At 65.6% G+C, this 17,289-nt stretch carries 13 protein-coding genes and 1 pseudogene; 7 read left to right on the top strand and 7 right to left on the bottom strand.

From position 1 onward, the window contains the following. Positions 1–59 precede the first annotated feature (59 nt). Together BDW16_RS07980 and trmB are read left to right on the top strand one after the other, a co-directional pair. Positions 60–1,127 carry a hypothetical protein gene (locus BDW16_RS07980; protein ID WP_066581411.1) on the top strand — a complete coding sequence of 356 codons (1,068 nt, stop codon included), beginning with the start codon at positions 60–62 and terminating at the stop codon, positions 1,125–1,127. A gap of 43 nt (positions 1,128–1,170) precedes the next feature. Next, the gene (trmB, locus tag BDW16_RS07985) at positions 1,171–1,851 is read left to right on the top strand and encodes a tRNA (guanine(46)-N(7))-methyltransferase TrmB (protein WP_066581412.1); all 681 of its coding nucleotides are present in this window, start codon (positions 1,171–1,173) and stop codon (positions 1,849–1,851) included. Positions 1,852–1,867: 16 nt separating this feature from the next. Here trmB and BDW16_RS07990 read toward each other — a convergent pair whose 3' ends face one another. After that, entirely contained in the window at positions 1,868–2,791 is a 924-nt protein-coding gene (locus BDW16_RS07990) for a Gfo/Idh/MocA family protein (RefSeq protein ID WP_066581414.1), read from the bottom strand. Positions 2,792–2,901: 110 nt separating this feature from the next. Then, positions 2,902–3,276: pseudogene (locus tag BDW16_RS07995) on the bottom strand (FadR/GntR family transcriptional regulator); the annotation flags it as partial. A gap of 121 nt (positions 3,277–3,397) precedes the next feature. Here BDW16_RS07995 and BDW16_RS08000 point away from each other — a divergent pair. Genes BDW16_RS08000 through BDW16_RS08010 form a run of 3 tightly spaced genes read left to right on the top strand, consistent with a single transcriptional unit; the run spans position 3,398 to position 6,539 of the window. After that, positions 3,398–5,047: a sodium/sugar symporter gene (locus tag BDW16_RS08000; RefSeq protein WP_198585777.1), complete on the top strand. Its 1,650-nt coding sequence runs from the start codon at positions 3,398–3,400 to the stop codon at positions 5,045–5,047. After that, on the top strand, positions 5,038–5,916 hold the full coding sequence (locus BDW16_RS08005; RefSeq protein ID WP_066581415.1) for a 2-dehydro-3-deoxygalactonokinase: 879 nt from the start codon (positions 5,038–5,040) through the stop codon (positions 5,914–5,916). The genes BDW16_RS08000 and BDW16_RS08005 overlap by 10 nt, the downstream gene beginning before the upstream one ends. Then, positions 5,913–6,539, top strand: coding sequence for a 2-dehydro-3-deoxy-6-phosphogalactonate aldolase (locus tag BDW16_RS08010; protein ID WP_066581417.1), 627 nt, complete (start codon positions 5,913–5,915; stop codon positions 6,537–6,539). The genes BDW16_RS08005 and BDW16_RS08010 overlap by 4 nt, the downstream gene beginning before the upstream one ends. Before the next feature lie 3 nt (positions 6,540–6,542). Here BDW16_RS08010 and BDW16_RS08015 read toward each other — a convergent pair whose 3' ends face one another. From BDW16_RS08015 to BDW16_RS08035, 5 genes are all read right to left on the bottom strand, one after another. After that, complete coding sequence (locus BDW16_RS08015; RefSeq protein ID WP_198585778.1) at positions 6,543–7,709, bottom strand: alginate lyase family protein; 1,167 nt, start codon at positions 7,707–7,709, stop codon at positions 6,543–6,545. Next, the gene (locus BDW16_RS08020; protein WP_066581418.1) at positions 7,706–8,956 is read right to left on the bottom strand and encodes an alginate lyase family protein; all 1,251 of its coding nucleotides are present in this window, start codon (positions 8,954–8,956) and stop codon (positions 7,706–7,708) included. Before BDW16_RS08020 ends, BDW16_RS08015 begins: the two co-directional genes overlap by 4 nt. 14 nt (positions 8,957–8,970) lie before the next feature. Then, entirely contained in the window at positions 8,971–11,883 is a 2,913-nt protein-coding gene (locus BDW16_RS08025) for a TonB-dependent receptor (protein ID WP_157926331.1), read from the bottom strand. Between the two features lie 101 nt (positions 11,884–11,984). Next, positions 11,985–13,847, bottom strand: coding sequence for a hypothetical protein (locus BDW16_RS08030; RefSeq protein ID WP_066581426.1), 1,863 nt, complete (start codon positions 13,845–13,847; stop codon positions 11,985–11,987). Then, positions 13,847–14,989, bottom strand: coding sequence for a glycoside hydrolase family 88/105 protein (locus BDW16_RS08035; RefSeq protein WP_066581427.1), 1,143 nt, complete (start codon positions 14,987–14,989; stop codon positions 13,847–13,849). Before BDW16_RS08035 ends, BDW16_RS08030 begins: the two co-directional genes overlap by 1 nt. A 167-nt stretch (positions 14,990–15,156) precedes the next feature. Between BDW16_RS08035 and manD the strand changes: the two genes are divergently transcribed. Both manD and BDW16_RS08045 read left to right on the top strand, forming a co-directional pair. Next, entirely contained in the window at positions 15,157–16,368 is a 1,212-nt protein-coding gene (manD, locus tag BDW16_RS08040) for a D-mannonate dehydratase ManD (RefSeq protein WP_066581429.1), read from the top strand. Then, entirely contained in the window at positions 16,368–17,261 is an 894-nt protein-coding gene (locus tag BDW16_RS08045) for a DUF4861 family protein (protein ID WP_066581431.1), read from the top strand. The genes manD and BDW16_RS08045 overlap by 1 nt, the downstream gene beginning before the upstream one ends. The last annotated feature ends 28 nt before the right edge of the window (positions 17,262–17,289 follow it).

The raw sequence follows: 17,289 nt of genomic DNA on the forward strand, positions 1-17,289 counted from the left end.
CTTGCGGATCTGTGCGCCAGCGATCACGCTCGGCATCGACGCTTTGGGGGAGAGATGGAATGGCCGTTCGTCTGATCGCCGCAATCCTGATCGCGGGCGCCGCGCCCGCCTTCGCGCAGACCAAACCGGCCCCCCTCACGACCGAAGCGGACAAGCCGTTCAAACACGAGAATAGCGGGATCACGCTGCCAGTTACCCTGCTGGGTTTCCCGCGCAAAGAGGGCCAGGAATATGTGAAGCCGCAGCTCGACGTCGCATTCCGCTATTTTCCGGCGGATAGCAGCGAAGAAGTATCGGTCTATATCTACCGCGTGAACACGGGCGTGCCGTCGCTGTGGTTCGACGTGTCGAGCAGTTCGGTCGAGCAGCGCGCATCGTTCGGACGCAAGACCCGATTCGAGATGCCGCTCACCTTCACCCCGCCCGGCCAAGCGACGGCTTCAGGCTTGAAGGCTGCTTGGACGTTGTCGGACGCCCCCTACCGCAGCACAGCGCTCGCCATGGTGCCGGTGGGAGAATGGCTGGTGAAGATCCGCTATTCCGCAACGACGCTGGAGACGGCGTCGCTGGCCCGCCGCCTCGAGGACGTGATCGCCGCAATCGGCTGGCCCGGCAAGATCAAGCCGTCGCCCGCCGCCGCCGCGATCGCCGATTGCACCAGCCCGCTCAAGCTCAACGGCACCTCGAAACCGGTCAAGCCCGACGGTGCATCCGCATTGATGGATGCATTGATGGTCGCGGCCGTGCGCGACAAGAAGGGCAAGGAAGAGGCCAAGGAAGCAGCCCCGGTCGCCTGGTGCCGCGATCGTGCGGTCAAGGCACCGGCACCGGTCTATCGCCCAGCGGAAAGCGACAACAGCTATCTGCTCGCCTTCACCGATTCAGGACAAGCGGTGTGGACGCAGCCGAGCCCCAGTACCCTGTTTGGCATCGGCAAGGATGGCAAGGATGGCAAGGAAAGCTGGTCAGTAAGCGTCGTGCTGCCGGGCGAGACGATCAACTATCTCGGCCGCGACCGGCTGCCTGAACCGGCGGAGATCGGCAAGATCATCGGCGGGCAAGTCACCTCGCGGGTCTCGACCTGGGGCAAGAGCACGCTCACGCTGGATTCGGCGACGTTCAAGTAACCGCAGTTCCCTTTCCGCGCGCCCGACGCTAGGGCCGCTCGCCATGAACGATCCCGCGAAGATCCGCCGCCTCTATGGCCGGGCGAAGGGCCACAAGCTGCGCGCCGGACAGGCGTCGCTGGTCGAGGAGATGCTGCCGCAGGTTGCGGTACCCGAAACCGGTTCGCTCGATTCGGCCCTGTTGTTCGGCGACGCACGCCCGCTGGAACTGGAGATCGGGTTCGGCGCGGGCGAGCATCTGGCCGGGCAGGCCTCGATGCGGCCCGATCACGGCTTTATCGGCTGCGAACCGTTCCTCAACGGGGTGGTCGGCGCGCTCGGGCATATCCGCGATGGCGATCTCGCGAACGTACGGTTGCATATGGGGGATGCGCTCGAAGTGATCGAGCGGCTCCCCGACGCCAGCCTGGATCGAGTCTATCTGCTTCATCCCGATCCGTGGCGAAAGGCCCGCCACGCCAAGCGGCGGATGGTCAATCACGGCCCGCTCGACCTGATCGCCGCCAAGCTCAAGCCCGGCTGCGAATTCCGGCTGGGCACTGACGATCCCACCTATTGCCGCTGGGCGATGATGGTGATGAACCAGCGCCGCGACTTCGAATGGCAGGCAAAGGAAGCCAAGGACTTCCTCACCCGTCCGGCCGACTGGCCCGAGACCCGCTACGAGCGCAAGGCGCGGCGGCAGGGGCACGAGGTCTGGTACTTTCGTTACCTGCGCGTCTGAACGCGCCGTACCGCCGCTAGAACTGGAAGGGATCGACGATCCGCCGCTCGGCAACCAGAAAGGCATCGGCGACGAGCTGGATCGGCTGGAGATCGACATCCGATTGGCCGCTGCGGATCAACTCCGCGAACGCGCGATAGAGCCGAGGATATTCCCGGTCCGGTCCGCTCAGCGATGGCTGGCCGGGCCGCTCGAGCCTGCCTCCGCCCTCGGTAAGGCGTAGCAGACCGGCATCGGTTTCGACCTCGATCTGCCAGGTCTGTTCGCCGGTCTGGAGAAAGTCGAACTTCGCATCCACCTCCGCGCTGCCAGTGCGGAAGCGCACCGACGCGGCAATGGGGCAGGCACGATTGGCGGGGATATCCATCGTCGCGGCGAGCACCGTCAGCGGCTGGGGCAAGATCCGCGTCGCGATCGACAGCGCGTTGATCCCCGGATCGAACACGCCGAAGCCGCCGGCAGCAAGGATCCAGTCCTGGCCGGGATGCCATTGGCGGATGTCCTCCATCCAGCGGATGCGCACCGCATCGATCCGGCGCGCCGCGAGCCAGTCGCGTGCGGCATCGACCTCACCCGCCTCGCGCGAATGCCAGGTCGCGTACAGCGAGACGCCCGCTGCGTATGCCGCCTGTTCCAGCGTCCTGGCCTCCGATACGGTGGCCGCCGGGGGCTTTTCGAGCATGACGTGCTTGCCCGCCGCGATTGCGGCCATCGCCTGCTCGAACCGCCCCTCGGGCGGCGTGCAGAGCGAGAGCGCATCGATCTCCGGTCGCGCCGCGATCAGCTCGACAATAGAGCCATGGCCTTCGACGCCGTCGACACGGCCGTGCCGGCTGGCGGTCGCCGCCAGCTCGAAATCGACCGATGCAGCAATTGCGGGAAGATGCTGGTCTCGCGCGATCTTGCCGATCCCGACCAGCCCCAGCTTGATCCTGTCCACGCCCGTTCCTTCTGTCCGCTATTCCGGTTTCTCGCCGGTTTCCGCTTCGTCGATCAGTTCGAGCACGTCGCCGATCAGCGCGCGCATCGCTGCGCGCACAGCTTCGGGATCGCGGGCGCGGATCGCGTCGCGGACCGCAGCTGGTAGAACTGCTTCAGCAGCGCGACCGAGAATTGCCGTTCGAGCAACCAGCGCAGCACATCGGTGTCGAACAGGTTCCAGGTCGAGGTCGGCCGCACCGCCGTGCCCTGGCGCGGCCGGGCAGTGAGCAATCCCTTGGCGGCAAGCATCTTCACTGCCTCGCGCGTTACCGAACGGCTGACGCCATGGTGACTGGCGAGCTCAGCCTCGGTGGGAAAGGGGTCGCGCTCGTACTTGCCGGTCACGATCGCGCGACCCAGCGTGTCGAGCAGGCCATAGGTCAGGTTGCGGCCCAGTTCGGGCCCCCGGTCATCGTGCGCCTGCACTGACAATTCGAACGCCAATGAAACCACCCCATCCGAAAACCAACAGCGCCACGTTAGGGGGTGCGCTGGACAGGGTCAATTTATCATATAATATGTATTTGCGCAGGAACCGGTGCGCGCGTCATGGAGAGGAAGCGCGGTGACAAGCCTGTCGCACATCGATCTGATCGTCGTCATCGTCTACGCGATCGGCATCTTTGCGCTGGCCCAATGGGTGAGCCGCGAGAAGGCCGGACACGCCAAGGACACGTCCGACTATTTCCTCGCCTCCAAGTCACTGCCTTGGTGGGCGATCGGCGCGTCGTTGATCGCGGCGAACATCTCGGCCGAGCAGATCGTCGGCATGTCGGGATCGGGCTATGCGATCGGTCTCGCCATAGCATCCTATGAATGGATGGCGGCGCTGACCCTGCTGATCGTCGGCAAATGGTTCCTGCCGATCTTCCTCAAGAACGAAATCTACACGATGCCGCAGTTCCTGGAACAGCGGTTCGGGCCGACGATCCGCACCGTGATGGCGGTGTTCTGGCTGGCGCTCTACATCTTCGTGAACCTGACTTCGATCCTGTGGCTGGGCTCGATCGCCGTGACACAGGTCGCCGGGGTCGATCAGGATATCGCGCTGTTCGGCCTCGGCGCCTTCGCGCTGGTCTATCAGCTGCGCGGCGGCCTCAAGGCGGTTGCGCTGACCGATATCGTCCAGGTCACGCTGCTGGTGCTCGGCGGCCTCGTCATCTCCTACCTCACGCTTAGCAAGATCGGCGGCGATGCGGGTGTGATGGGCGGCTTCACCCGCCTCACCACCGAACTGCCCGGGAAGTTCGACATGATCCTCGCACCCGACAATCCCTTCTACAAGGATCTGCCGGGCCTCAGCGTGCTGATCGGCGGCATGTGGATCGCCAACCTCAGCTATTGGGGATTCAACCAATATATCATCCAGCGCGCGCTTGCCGCGAAGAGCCTGTCCGAAGCGCAGAAAGGCGTGGTGTTCGCCGCCTTCCTCAAGCTGCTGATGCCGGTGATCATCGTGCTGCCGGGCATCGCCGCGGTGATCCTGGCCCCCGATCTCGCCAAGCCCGACCAGGCCTATCCGACGATGATGAGGTTGCTCCCGGTGGGCCTGCTCGGCCTGGTGTTCGCGGCGCTCGTGGCGGCGATCATCGCGTCGACCGCTTCCAAGATCAATTCGATCGCCACCATCTTCACGCTCGACCTCTATGCCAAGGCAAAGGGCGTGCAGAGCCGCGCGCAGGATGCCGCGACAGCCAGTGCGAGCGGCGACAGCGGCCTGACCGCCGCGCATGAGAAGCAGCTGGTACGGGTCGGCCGCACTACCGCGGTGGTCGCGACGCTGCTCGCCATCTTCACCGCGCGGCCGTTGCTCGGCAGCCTCGACCAGGCGTTCCAGTACATCCAGGAATTCTCCGGCTTCGTGACGCCGGGCATCACCGTCATCTTCCTGCTCGGCCTGTTCTGGCCGCGCGCGACCGAGGCGGGGGCGCTGACCGGCGCGGTGGCGTCGGTGCTGCTCAGCTTTCTGTTCTGGTTCCCGGCCGACTGGGGCGGGATCGCCACGCTCAACGCGGTCCCGTTCATGAACCGGATGATGATCGTGTTCTTCGTCAGCCTGGCGCTCGCGGTCGTCGTCTCGCTGGTCCGCCCAGCCCCCGCCGACAGCAACCGCATCACGATGCAGGGCGTCTCGTTCGGCACGACGACCAGCTTCAACGTTGCGGGCGTCATCATCATCATGATCCTGATCGCCCTGTACGCGACATGGTGGTGAGGCCCCGGGAACCGCTCCTCGCGGTCGACTGGGGAACCACCAACCGCCGGGTCTACCTGCTGGAAGACGGCGCGGTCGCGCGCACCGAACGCGACGATCGCGGGGTGACGGCGGTACGGGATTTTGCGAGCGAGGCGGCTGACATTCGCGCGCGGTTCGGCGATCTGCCGATGCTGATTGCCGGGATGGTCGGATCGAACATTGGTTGGCGGACGGCGCCCTATGTGCCGGCCCCCGCAGGCGTCGGCGAGCTCGCGGCGAACCTGCTGAAGATCGACGAGCGCACCGCGATCGTGCCCGGCGTGTCGACGCTGGCCCATCAGCGGCCCGACGTGATGCGCGGCGAGGAAGTGCAATTGCTCGGCGCGGTGGCAGCCGGCCTGGCGCCGGGCGACGCGCTGCTCGTTCAGCCCGGCACCCACTGCAAATGGGCGCAGATGCGGGGCGGGCGCATTACCGGCTTCACCACTGCGATGACCGGTGAGCTGTTTGCGCTGCTACGCAGCCACGGCCTGCTCGCCGCGCAGCTTACGGGCGAGGTGAGCGCCAACACCGCTTTTCGCCAAGGTGTGGAGGAGGCCAAGCGCCGTGACCTTGCCGCATCGCTGTTCGGCATCCGCGCGGCGAAGATTCTGGGGACGCGCGACGATGCCGATGCCGCGGCCTATGCCAGCGGCCTGCTGATCGGCAGCGACGTCGCCGCACGGATCGACCAGGCGCCGGATGCGGAAATGTTCATCCTGTCCGGCCCCGAGCTCGGCAATCTCTATATCGCCGCGATCGAGATGCATGACCGCGCGGCCAGCCTGATAGACAGTCAAACGGCCTTCGTCGCCGGCATCCTAGCAATCGGAAACGTCTTCCAATGAACCATCTCGCCGCCTTCGACGTCGCCTTCGCGCAATGCCCGCTGATCGCAATCCTGCGCGGCGTGAAGCCGGGCGAAGTCGAGGCGATCGGCGACGCGCTTGCCGATGCCGGTTTTACGCTGATCGAAGTGCCGCTAAACTCGCCCGATCCGTTCGAAAGCATCACGCGGCTGGCAAGACGGCTGGGCGATCGCGCGATGGTCGGCGGCGGGACGGTACTGCGCGAGGCGGAGGTGACCGCGGTTGCAGAGTCGGCCGGCCGGCTGATCGTCTCGCCCAACGCCAGCCCCGCCGTGATCGCGGCCACCGCGGCGCACGGTCTGATCTCGCTGCCCGGCATCGCCACGCCGACCGAGGCCTTCGCCGCGCTTGACGCGGGCGCGACCGCGCTCAAGCTGTTTCCGGCCGAGGCCGCATCACCCGTGGCGCTCAAGGCGATGCGCGCGGTGCTGCCGGTAGCCACCCGCGTGCTGCCCGTGGGCGGCATCACCCCCGACACGATCCAGCCCTGGCGCGATGCGGGCGCCTCCGGATTCGGTCTAGGCTCTGCGCTCTACAGGCCAGGCTTCAGCGCCGCAGAGGTCGGCGCGCGCGCTGCGGCATTCGTCCGGGCGCTTGCCTGAAGTTCAGCGCATCCAGAGCAGAGGCTGGCGAATCGGGAAGTTGCGGATCACCTCGCCGATCGCAGGATCGGGGTTGAGGCCGGTCCAGACGCGAAGCCAGCCAGAGCGATCGAGCGCGCGCGCGCCGAACAGCAACGCCGGGTGCCGCACAGGAAAGCCCTCGAAATATTCGACGTCCTTCGCGTACGGCCATTTCGACTTGTCGGCGATGTAGGGCGTCATGAAGGCGATCGCCTGTCCGATCGAACGCCCGTCGGCGGTGCGCCAGCCGATCAGTTCGCCTTCCGCCTTCGACAACAACCAGGCCGACGCCGCGAGTACGTCGAGATTGAACAGGCAATAGGCATAGGGTTTGGTGCGCGCCAGTTCGAGCGGCTGGCGGCCGTCCGGCGCGACCTGGCCCGGGATGATCACGGTCTTCAGCCGATCGCGCGCGAAATCCAGTACGTCCTTGCGTTCTGCGACCGCAGCGAAGGCCGCGGCCTGCAGCAGCCAGCAGGTGCCGTGATTGTTCTTCTCGTCGCGCTCTTCGGTGCCGAAGGGCGAGGTGGTGAGCCAGTCGAGATAGCGCGCGAACCAGCGCTCCACCTCCGTACGGATCGCGGCATAGCCCGGCGCGTTGCGGCGGGCGAACAGGCTGGCGGCGCGCGCGACCTCGACGATCTGGAGCGTGTCGATCACCCCGATCGCGCGGCCGGTATTGACGCCGATGATCGCCTGCGCGTGCTGGAGATTGGGGTTCATCGCGCTCGCCGGATCGACGAACCACGCGCGCAGATGCCGGATCGCCGCCGCGGCGTAGCGGGGCTCGCCGGTCAGTTCCCACGCCGCGGCAAGCATCGGGACGATCCGGCCGAACCGGATCAGCGCGTCGCGATGCCCGTCGAACTTGTCGGGGTTGGAGCGGCCGTCGCGGCGGATGTACGCCCCGCCGGGGTTCGCCGGATCGGGCCACCAGTAATCGCCCTCGGAATAATAGTCCTGCCGCCCGGCCGGGCTGCGCGGCGCCGGAATTGCGGCAATAGTCCGTGGCGGCTCTGCAAGCATCGCGCGCGCCCGCGGGATGACGCGGGGCCGCTCGACCGCGCGAAGATCGAAGCCGGATACCCGCCCCCCTGCCGGAAAGGCAAGCAACGGTGCCGCCGCCAGCAGCGTGCGGCGCGCGATCAAGGCGCGACTATCCGGTATCGCAATATCATGTCGCCCCCCGCCATTCGCGGATAGGCGCCCGGTCCCCAGGCCGCATCCGCGCGGGTCAGCAGATACTCCAATCCCTCCGCCGGCCACTTCATCTCCTTGTAGGGCCAGTCCGCCTGCCGCCCGCGATAGGCCGCGACATAGGCGGTCGCCTTGCGCAGCGAGCGGCCCTCAACCTCTGCACCATAGAGATCGGTACCGAGGCAAACCGCGCTGTCGGCGACATGATAGGCTGCGTCGAGGGTGTAGATCGAATAGTGGAAGCTGCGCGTGCGCGTCAGTTCATGGGGCAGCGCGCCGGAAGGATCGATCTGCTTCGCGATCCGCGCCTTGGCAAAGTCGCCCACGGTCCGCCGCGCGATATCCTCGCGGCGAGCAAACAGCGCGAAGCGGGCGATCTGGGCGTCGTACCAGATGCCGTGATTGTTGCGCGCCGCCGCCTCGGCCTTGCCGTTGGGGCTGCTCCGCATCCAGTCGACATAGCGCGAGAACCAGGTTTCGAGCGCCTTGATCTCGTCCGGCGACAGCGCCCCGGATGGCCCGATCAGCCCCACCGCGTCGATCACCGCGATGAACCCGCTGGTGTCGAGCACGCCTTCGGCCCGGCCATTCTCGCGCCCGGGCACCGCCTGAGCATAGTTCATGTTGGGGTTCATACCCGTCGCGGGATCGAGGAACCAGGCACGGACCAGCGCTGCCGCCTTGTCGGCATATTTGCGCTCACCGCTATAGTAATAAGCGAGGCCAAGCGCGTCGGTATCGCTCACCAGCCGCCCGAGCGCGCTGCGATCGAAGCGGTTGGTCTCGCGTTCCGGATTCACCTGCCCGTCGCGGCGCACATAGGCCCCCCCGGGATTGGCGGGGTCCGGCCACCAATAGGGCGCGAGGCTCACATAGTCGCGGCGGTCGCCCGACAGCGGGACCGTGCGCTTGTCGAGTACCGAGCCGGGCTTGCGGGCAAGGGCCTGATCGGCCCTGGCGCGGAGTGCGCGATAGGCCTGGCCGACGGCGGCATCGCTCGCCAGCGATGCCTTGATCGCCTCGAGCTCGACCGGACGCAACGTAAAGGTACGCCGCCCACCGAAGTCGGCGGCATATCCGTCGCTCGCGCGGCAGACCGCAGCCGGGCCGGCGGGCGAAAAAGCCGCCGCCGCGGGCAAGGCGCCCGCGGCGACGGTGACGGCAAGGACCGAGAGAGGGATGGTCCGGCCTAGTTTCATCGCGTCAGCCCGGTTCACAGGCGCACCCGGAACCCGAAGAAATACTGGGTACCGCTGTTGGAGACTTCGGCGATGCTGTCGAAGCCACCCTTGTACATGATGTCGGGGGTGCCGGTGACATTGAGCGCCTGCAGCTTCAACTGGACGTGCTTCGAAATGTCGTACTGCGCCGAGAGGTTCAGATAGGTGCCGTCGCGGATTTCGCGGTTGGTGCCGCCGTTCGGCTTGTAATAGTCGGAACGGTAGCGAAGGTTCGCACGAAGCGAGAGCCCCCATTTCTCGAACCATACCGATCCGCTCGCCGTCCATTTCGACAGGCCGATCAGGTTCGCCGGGCTGACATACGCGGCGATCGGCGAGGTGTCGGGAAACTCGAAATTGGCGAAGGCGCGGTTGACCGAGCCCTGAAAGCCGAAGCCGTCGAGCGGATCGGGCAGCCAGGTCAGCACATGGCTGAGCGTCGCCTCCACACCGTAGAGATGGCGCGTATCCTGGTCGTTGGCGGGGCCGACCGGATTGATGGTGAAGGTCTGTGTCGTCGGCGTGCCGCCGTCGCGGATCGTGGTGACGGTGATGTCGGTCGGCCGCGGCTCGGAACGGCCGATCACCGCGCCGGTGACCCATTTATAATAGCCCGCCACCGACAGCATCGTGTCCTTCGAGGCATAGAGCTCGATGCTGGCGTCCGCGTTCCATGAGCGCAACGGTTTGAGGTCCGGGTTCCCGGTGGTGGCATTGAACACGATGTTGCCGATCCCGCTCGCCGACGTCGTCGGCGTGAGGCTGATACCGGCACCGAAGCTCTCGATGCCCGAACGCGCGATGGCGCGATAGGCGGCGAGACGCAGCTTCAGCTGCTGCGACAGGTCGAATGCGATGTTCGCGCTGGGCAGGAGATAATTGTAGCTGCCCTTGGCCGTGTTCACCGACAGCGGCTGGGCGGGGTCGACCGCGATGTCGTAAGTGTCGTTGCCCGAGTTGATCGTCAGGCGATACCCCTGACGGTAGCCGATCGAGGTGATGTCGGTCTTGACCCAGCGCAGGCCGACATTGCCGCTGAACGGCACCGAGCCTTCATCCGCACGGAAATTGGCCATCGCATAGGCCGCCCAGATCTTCTCGCGCACATCGATGTCACTGGGGTCGCGCCCGTCGCTGGGATAGGGCAGCGCTTCGTCGCTGCCGGTGAAGGTCCGGAACAGACAATCATTGTCGAAGGTCGCCCAGCGCGTGACGTTGGTCCCCATGCCCTGCATGTACGAGCTGGTGGTGAACGGCACGCGGCATTGCTGATTGGCCTGGGTTATCAGCGCAGCGACCTGCGCCGCGCTACCCGGGATCGTATTGAGATCGGCATTGCGCGCATTGTCGTTGGTGCGGTGATGATCCGAGTAGCGGGCGCCGAACTTCACCGAGTTGACGAACCCGTCGAACTCGCGGGTGACGTCGAGCTTGCCGGCCCAGATCACGTCCTCGCGATCGGTGACGAAACGGTTGCGCGCATAGACCGAGGTGCTGCCGACGGCGAGGAAGTTGGCGTGGTTGGTGATGTCGAAGCTGCCGAAATCGACCGTCGGCACGACATCGTCGCCATTATAGGTCAGCGTGTAGGGCACGCGCGTGGTCGAGCGCATGCGCGTCTGCTTCTGCGTCTCCGTGCGATGGCTGCGCGAATAGGAACCATCGAACGCGATGTTCCAGCGTTCGGGCGACCAGATCAGGTTGATGCCGCCACCCAGATACTCCTCGTTGCGCTGGCGCTTCTCGAGCTGGTTCTCAAGGTTCGAATTGCCGCGGTAGCTCATCAGTGCGCCGCGCGAATAGCCGTTGCTGCCGGTACCGATGACCAGCGGCTGGATACCGCGAAGTCCCTCGGTGATCTGCAGGACATTGCGGTCCTCCAGGCTGGCGCGGTTCGAATATTGGCCGTCGAGCGCGATCTCGAAGTCGGGATGTGGCCGCCACTGGATTGCGCCGATGATGCCGTCGCGGACTTCGGAGGTCTTCTGGGTACGGAAGCTACGCGAGCTGTTGGCGAAATAGACGTCGCCACGGGTTTCACCGACGAGCACCGGGGTCGCGCCCGTGCTGGGCGGGATCGACCGCGGCCCGCTGGCGGCCGTACAATTGGCACCCGCGCCGGAGGCGACCAGCACAGCGGCGGAACCGGTCACCAGCGAGGGGTTGTTGGCGATCGTGTTGCATGCCTGGAAGGTCGAATTGGTGTTGTAGTAATCCTCCGGCGTCGTCGTGTCCTGACGCTGATAACCGATCGAGATGCCGATATCGCCGATGCCGGTCCGGAACGTGTCGGTGTAGGAGAGGTTGGCGCGGTAGCCGAGGCCGCTATGCTGATAGACGTCGTCGTCCTTCGGCTGGAAGTCGCCGCGAACCTCGAACTGAATGCGGCGCTTGCCATAGTCTAGCGGCTTCATCGACCGCAGCTCGATCACGCCGCCGACCCCGCCCTCGAGGAAGTCGGCGCGCTGCGACTTGTACACCAGCACGCCATTGACCAATTCCGACGGGAATTGCTGGAAGGCGACCGAGCGGTCCGGGCCGGCGGTCGAGACCTCGCGCCCGTTGAAGGTCGAGAAACTGAGCGTCGGACCGAGGCCGCGCACCGACAGTTCATTGGCATTGCCCTTGAAGCGATCGGCCGAGACGCCGACGATCCGCTCGAGCGTGTCGCCGACGCTGTTGTCCGGGGTCGCACCGATCTCGTCGCTGACCAGACCGTCGACAACGACATCGGCATTGCGCTTGAACTCGATCGAGGTGCGCTGCGTCGCACGCGCGCCGGTGACCAGAATTTCCTCTTCTGCAGCACTATCGGTGGCAGACGGGGCGGACGGTGGCGCGTCCTGCGCAGATGCAGGCGCCATTGCCACAAGCGCCGCCGAAGCGAGCAGAGTGCCACGTCTCACCGTCGATCCAGACTTCATTCCATCCTCCCCGATTCCCGGTTTGATACCGGTGTCATAGGTATGTGTCCTACAACTTTGTCGGCGAGAGTCAACCGATCAGATCACCTGTTGTACGACAACTCCCATGTTAGCGCTATGATGCCGGCGCGACCGGATGGCGCGGTTTTCGCACAACGCACCACGGTCGCGAAGCCACCCACCGGCGCTCGATATTCAGGCGAATCAGCCTTTCCAGCCGTACACCCATCATATCCCGTCGCGGCAAATCCACGCACCTCGCCGTTGCCGAAGGTCACCTGTCCTGCCCGGATCGACGGCGCGCCCGAGAAGCTCGCAAATTCGAGATCGATCCGTGCGGCGCGCACCCCGGGCGCAAGGCGCAGCCGGTCGCTTCGGGTAATGCGCCCGGGCGCGAGGATATAGTGCGTCTCGATGCTCGCGCGACGGTCGGGCCGGGCGTCGTTTCCGCCCATCCGGTCGAGCGCCTCCTGCCGCCAGCGCACCTCGGTCACTGCACCGCGCCGCGTGACGCGCACATCCTTGAAGAAGGCGAGCGGCATCAGCACGGCGCCATCCGCCAGCGTGATGCGCGGGACGAGATGCGGATAGGCCGCGTCGGCAGAACCGGAGAGCATGCCGGGCGAGTAAGGCACGGGGAAATAGGGGTTGTGCATGTGCTGCCCCTCCGCCCCGTTGATGATCGGAAGCCCGATCAGCCTCTGGCGATCGCGCACGCTCACCAACGCGCGGTCATACTCGCCGCGCGCGAACCAGGTGACGGTCGAGCGCGGCAGCGTCTCCAGCCATTTCGCATAGCTGCGATCGGACGCGTGACCGGCATAGCCAAGCCGGTTCCAGATCGCATTGGTGTAGATATGCTGTCGGGCGAGGCTCAGATTCTCGCCAAAGATGCGATGGATGCCGCGATAGGCGTCGGTGCGCCGTCCCTGTCCCCACAGATCGACCGATCCGCTCGCGGGATTGACCCAGAAGTCCATGTAGCGCGCGCTGATCCGGCTGGAGAAGGCATAGGCCATGCGCTCCTCCTCCGGCGTCAGCACCTTGAGCAGCGCGGCGGCGGTCAGCACCTCGACAAAGGCAGTTTCGCCATAGGCACCGATGCTGCGGCCATATTCGAACCCTTCGCCGGTCAGGTTGAAGCGCGGGAGCAGCAGATCGACCGACTTGCGCAGCCAGCCTTTCACCTCGGCACTCGGTGTCATTCCGGTTTCGATCAGCCGGTGCGCGATCTCGCCGATCAGCAACACCGAATAGCGGTCGAACCGCCCCTTCCCCTCGGTCTCGTCGGCGAAGCCGAACTCGCCCGAATATCTGCGATAGTGATCGAGCGTGCGCGCGAGCAGCTGGTCCGCGCCGGACGCATCCTCCCAGCCCATCAGGTGCCGCAACCGCGCGATCGAGAAGGCCACGCCATAATAGTTGTTGGGCAGATCGATCAGCGTGAGATCGGACCGCACGAAGCGGCGCCAGTCGAGCTGCTGTTTGAGCTTGGCCAGCGTTGCCGGACGCACGGCGCGATCGAGCAGCCCGCGTTGGTTGAGGTCGTGCAGCGCCGAGACGTAGTAATAGATGCCCCAGCTGTCGTTCGGATCGTCGAGCGTCAGCTCCGCGATATCGGCAAAGTCGCGCAGCCGCTGGTCGAGCCGGGGATCGCCCTTCTCCATCGCGGTGATGCGATACGCCATCGCCGCTGCGATCTTGCCGGGCAGGAACTTGTCCCCGCTCTCGAACACCGCGACCCCGCCAAGCTTCATGCCGCGCTTCTCGCGCAGCAACTGCTCGAGCAGCGTCTCGACCTGCGGCATCAGCCGCGTGCGGACCGTGCGGTCCATCGGCGCGACATCGGCGGCGTAGACAGGGCCGTGCGGCTTTCCGGCCCAGCCATCGGCAGGCGCCGCATTGGCGATGAGCAATGCGGCGAGCACAGGTAGGTAAACCCGCATCAGCGCTTCACCTTGCGCGCAAGATCGTACATCGCGGTTCCAGCGAGGATGAAGGCGCCCGAGCCGTAGAATTGCGTCTCCCTGGCCGAAACGCTGTCGGGCCGGTCGCCAACCTGCTGCACCCAGCCGAGCATCCCGTCGGGCTGCACCGCACGCGTGATCGCGCTCCAGCCCTTGATCGCCGCTGGCTGATAGGCACCGCGATCGAGCAGCCCCGCATCGACACCCCAGGCGAAGGCGTAAGTGAAGAAGGCGGTGCCGCTCGTCTCCGGCGGAGTACCGGGATCATCGTCGAGCAGCGAAGCGGGCCAGTAGCCGTCGGCCTTTTGCAGCGTCAGCAGCCGCGCCGACATGTCGCGGAACAGCTTCTCATAATAGGACCGCTCGGGATCCTTGCGATCCATGGCCTGGAGCATGCGGACGAGGCCACCCATCACCCAACCGTTGCCGCGGCTCCAGAACTGCTTGCGCCCCTTGGCGTCGCGCACGTCGAAGAAGCGGCTGTCGCGGAAATAGAGCTTCTCCCCGCCATCGTAGAGATAGTCGGTGGTCGCCCTGAACTCCTCATGCGCGAAATCGGCGTAGCGTTTGTCGCCGGTGATCTTCGAAAGCTGAAGCAGGGTCGGCGGGGCCATGAACAGCGCATCGCACCAGCACCAGCGATCGGTGCAGTCGGACGAGTTGCGCCCCGGTGCGACGGGCACGAACTCGAGGCTTCCCGCCGGACGATTGGCCAGGACGTTGTCGAAATAGGCGATTGCCGGCGCGATCGCGGCCTTGCCAGCGCCGTTTTGCGCCGCCCAGATCCACGCCTGGGCGATGAGCTGGTCATCGGCATGGAGCGGCTTGTCGCCCAGCCTCCAGCCGAGCTCGCCGCCGAGATCGAGCAGCGGCTTCCCATAGCGACGGTCGCGCTGCGCGAGATCGGTCAGCGTGATCCAGAACGCCGCCTGCTGCCAATCGCGCGGGTTGCGCACGCTGGGCCGTGCCGCGGGCATCGTCGCCCAGTTGGTGCGATTGGCGAGTTGCCAGTCGGCGACGCGCCGCGTTTCGGCAAGAATAGCGGCGGGCTCCGGCATCGTCGGCTGCGCCGCGACCTGTGCCGCCGGTGCGGCCGCAAGCGCCAACAGGGTCAGCGACATGCTGCTGCGACCCCATTCGAAATCCGGAACTCGGCTCGACCCACATCCACCTCCAGCTGAATTTGTCGTACTATTTTTCTTGACACCGGTAACAATCTCTTTCCTTTTCGAACCGATCTGTCAATAAGGTTGTCACACAACTCTCCGTCGAGATAAAAGGGGATGGAATGCCGAAGATCGTGTCTGCCCGGGTGATCGTGACCTCTCCGGGGCGCAATTTCGTGACGTTGAAGGTGGAGTGCGACGACGGCACGACCGGCATCGGCGACGCGACGCTGAACGGGCGCGAACTTGCGGTGGCGGCCTACCTCTCCGACCATGTCGCCCCCTGCCTGATCGGCCGCGACGCGCACCGGATCGAGGATATCTGGCAATATCTCTACAAGGGTGCGTACTGGCGCCGCGGACCGGTGACAATGACCGCGATCGCCGCGGTCGACATGGCGCTGTGGGACATCAAGGGCAAGCTTGCCGGAATGCCGGTCTACCAGCTGCTCGGCGGCGCCTCGCGCGAAGGCTGCATGGTATATGGCCATGCCAATGGCACCTCGATCGAGGAGACGATCAAGGCGGCGCTCGACTATCAGCTGCAGGGCTACAAGGCGATCCGCCTGCAATGCGGCGTGCCGGGAATGGCATCAACCTATGGCGTGTCGAAGGACAAATATTTCTACGAGCCCGCCGACGCTGCGCTGCCCAGCGAGAATGTCTGGTCGACGTCGAAATATCTCCGCATCGTGCCCGAACTGTTCGAGGCGGCGCGCGAGGCGCTGGGCTGGGATGTCCATCTTCTCCACGACGTGCATCACCGGCTGACCCCGATCGAGGCGGCTCGGCTGGGCAAGGATCTGGAGCGCTATCGCCCCTTCTGGATCGAAGACGCGACCCCGGCCGAGGATCAGGAATCGTTCCGCCTGATCCGCCAGCACACGACTACGCCGATCGCCGTGGGCGAGATTTTCAGCTCGATCTGGGATTGCAAGGCGCTGATCGAGAACCGGCTGATCGACTATATCCGCGCAACCGTGCTGCATGCGGGCGGGATCACGCATATGCGCCAGATCGCCGCGCTGGCCGACCTTCACCAGATCCGCACCGGCTGTCATGGTGCGACCGACCTGTCGCCGGTAACGATGGCGGCGGCGCTGCATCTCGGCCTCGCCATCCCCAATTTCGGCATCCAGGAATATATGCGCCATACGCCGGAGACCGACGCGGTATTCCCGCATGCCTACAGCTTTGCCGATGGCATGCTGCACCCGGGCGAGGTGCCGGGCCTGGGGGTGGAGATCGACGAGACGCTGGCCGGGACCTTCCCCTACGATCGCGCCTACCTCCCCGTGAACCGGCTCGAAGACGGAACCATGTGGAGCTGGTGATGCGCGGCGCGGCCTTTCTCCTCACGCTCGTCGCCGGCAGCGCGCTGGCGCAGCAACACAAGCCGCTACGGCCCGCTACCGAAGCCGAGCAACAGGCGCGCGCAGCGGTAGCGATCGCCGATTATCGCTATGACGATCTGCTGTGGGAGAATGACCGGATCGCCTTCCGCATCTACGGCCGCGCGCTGGAGAAGGCCGAGCCGCCCTCCTCTTCCGGCATCGACGCCTGGGGCAAGCGCGTGCGCTGGCCGTATATGGACCGGCAACTGCGCACCGGCGATCAGCATGCTGACCATGGCGAGGGTCTCGACTTCTACAATGTCGGCACAGGCCGCGGCGTGGGCGGTCTCGGCATCTGGCACGACAACAAACTTTGGACCTCACGCAACTATGTACGGCCGCGCGTCGCCAGCGCCGGGCCGAAGGTAGCGGACTTCGCCGTGGACTATGCACCATGGCCGGTCGATGTCGCGCGCAGCGTGTGGGAGACGCGGCGCTTTACGCTGCCAGCGGGCACGAACTTCACGCGCATGACATCGACGCTGCGATCCGACCGTCCGGGCGAGATGATCGTGGGCATCGGCGTTTCGAAACGTCCGATCGCAGGCGCGCCGCTCGGCAAGATCGTGAAGGATCAAGCCCGTGCCCGGATGAGCTGGTGGGGGCCGACCGATCCCGTCAAGGGGACGATGGCGGCGGCGATCATGGTGGACCCGCGTGCTTTTGCCGGCTTTGCCGAGGACGCCGACAACTACCTGATCCTGGTACGCGTCACGCCGGGCAAGCCGTTCGTCTACCATGCCGGCGCCACCTGGGATCGCGGGCTCGATTTTGCGACGCGCGAGGCCTGGCAAGCCTATGTCGATGGCCAGCAACCCGATTTCCGGCCCTAGCCAACCCGTCTCCGGCGATGGTAACGCT

This window comes from Sphingomonas koreensis, from assembly GCF_002797435.1.
Taxonomy (GTDB): domain Bacteria; phylum Pseudomonadota; class Alphaproteobacteria; order Sphingomonadales; family Sphingomonadaceae; genus Sphingomonas; species Sphingomonas koreensis.